Source organism: Streptomyces sp. NPDC054847, from assembly GCF_053610925.1.
Window position 1 is genome coordinate 1 of record NZ_JBSGZJ010000746.1, and the last position, 1654, is coordinate 1654.

2 protein-coding genes are annotated in these 1654 nt (G+C 75.5%); both read right to left on the reverse strand.

The genetic code is table 11. The features are described 5' to 3' along the window. Window positions 1-60 precede the first annotated feature (60 nt). Window positions 61-936 carry an AfsR/SARP family transcriptional regulator gene (locus tag ACWGH4_RS34915; RefSeq protein WP_453467907.1) on the reverse strand — a complete coding sequence of 292 codons (876 nt, stop codon included), beginning with the start codon at window positions 934-936 and terminating at the stop codon, window positions 61-63. Window positions 937-1206: 270 nt separating this feature from the next. Then, window positions 1207-1654: ScbR family autoregulator-binding transcription factor (locus ACWGH4_RS34920; RefSeq protein WP_453467909.1), on the reverse strand; the 448-nt coding region annotated here is incomplete at its 5' end.

A 1654-nucleotide genomic window follows, 5' to 3' on the forward strand; every position in this document is an offset into this window, starting at 1 on the left:
GTCCGGTGCCGGGCTGGGTGCTCGGCCGGCCGGCCCTGTCGGGCTGTGCCCGGTTTTTCGTCAGCCGGTCGGGGTGAGCCGCTCGCCGGTGCGGGGGGCGGGCTCGAGCTGTGGTTCGGGGTGGGCCGTCAGGATCGAGCGCTGCAGGCGGCGCAGGGCGGTGGAGGGTTCCAGGCCCAGTTCGCGGACGAGGGCGCCGCGCAGGCGCTGGTAGACCTCCAGTGCCTCGCTGCGGCGGCCCGAGCGGTGCAGGGCGAGCATGAACTGTCCGTGCAGGTTCTCGTGGGTTCGGTAGCGGCTGGCCAGGACGGTCAGTTCGCCCAGCAGCTCGCGGTGGCGGCCCAGGCGCAGGTCGGCCTCGATGCGCTGGTCCAGTGCGCACAGCCGGGTCTCCTCCAGCCGCCGCGCGTGCATCTCCAGCAGTGCCCCGGTCCGCACCCCGGCCAGTGCGGAACCGGTCCACAGGGCCAGTGCCTCCCGCAGCCGGCGGGCGGCGCCGGCGAAGTCCCCGGCGTCCATCGCCCGGTATCCCTGCCCGGCCAGCAGTTCGAACTCGCGCACGTCGCTGGTGCCGCCCGAGGTGTTCAGCAGATAGCCGCCCGGTGAGGTCACCAGCACGTCCTTGGCGCTGCGCCGCCCGCCCCCCGGGCCCGGCGGCGTGCCGTGGAGGGTGCGGGGCGGGGTGCGGGGCCCGGTGTCGTGGACCAGCGCGGCCGAGATCAGCTCGCGCAGCTGCAGGACGTAGGTCTGCAGCGTGGTGCGCGCGCTGCGCGGCGGCCGTTGTCCCCACAGTTCCTCGGTGAGCGACGCCACCGGCACCACCCGGTCGGCGTGCAGCGCCAGCAGGGCCAGCACCTGGCGGGGTTTGGGGGCCGTCGGGGTCACCGGGACCCCGTTCTCCCTGACCGCCAGCCCGCCCAGCACTTCGATGTCCACGCCGTCTCCCCTGTGTCGAAATCGCGCACGCCTTCACCGCGGCCCACCGGCCGCGGCACACATCGGCCCGCCGCGGAGCAGCCGGACACCACGAGTACAAAACAGGGCGGCCGGTTTGTCAATACGAGACCGTTCGTGCTGTTTCTGTGGCGGTCGGGGTGCCGCATCGGCCCGAACCGTCGGGCGGGAGACGGGGAAAGTGGGGCAGTACGGGCGGCCGGGGGCGGGTGACGCCCGGCTGAACGCGGGGGGAACAGGGCGGATGGTCTGCTATTGGGGAGTGGTGTCGTGCGGGCCGGCGGGGACGACGGGCCGGCCGGGGGCGACGGGCCGGCCGGGGGCGATGGGCCGGCCGGGGGCGAGGCGGGGCAGCATGAGTTCCCAGAAGCCGGTGATCCTGGGCGCGGACAGCCATTCGCGGTCGGCGGCGCCGAGCACCTCGAAGCCGACGGTGGCCGCGACGACGGCGGGGGCGGCGCCGTGCGAGGACAGACCCTCGGCCAGGTGCCCCTCCCGCTCGGCGTCGTGCAGCATCCGCTCGACCCAGCCCCGCCACACCCCGCGCAGGTCCGGGCCGCCGGCCCGGGAGACGTCCGCGCTCAGGTCGAACCCGGCCCGCACCACCACGTCGTCGGCCAGCGCGCCCATCAGCGCGTGGGTGGCGTCCACCAGCGCCTGCAGCGCCCCGCCCGGCGGCGCCGGACGCGGTGAGGTGATC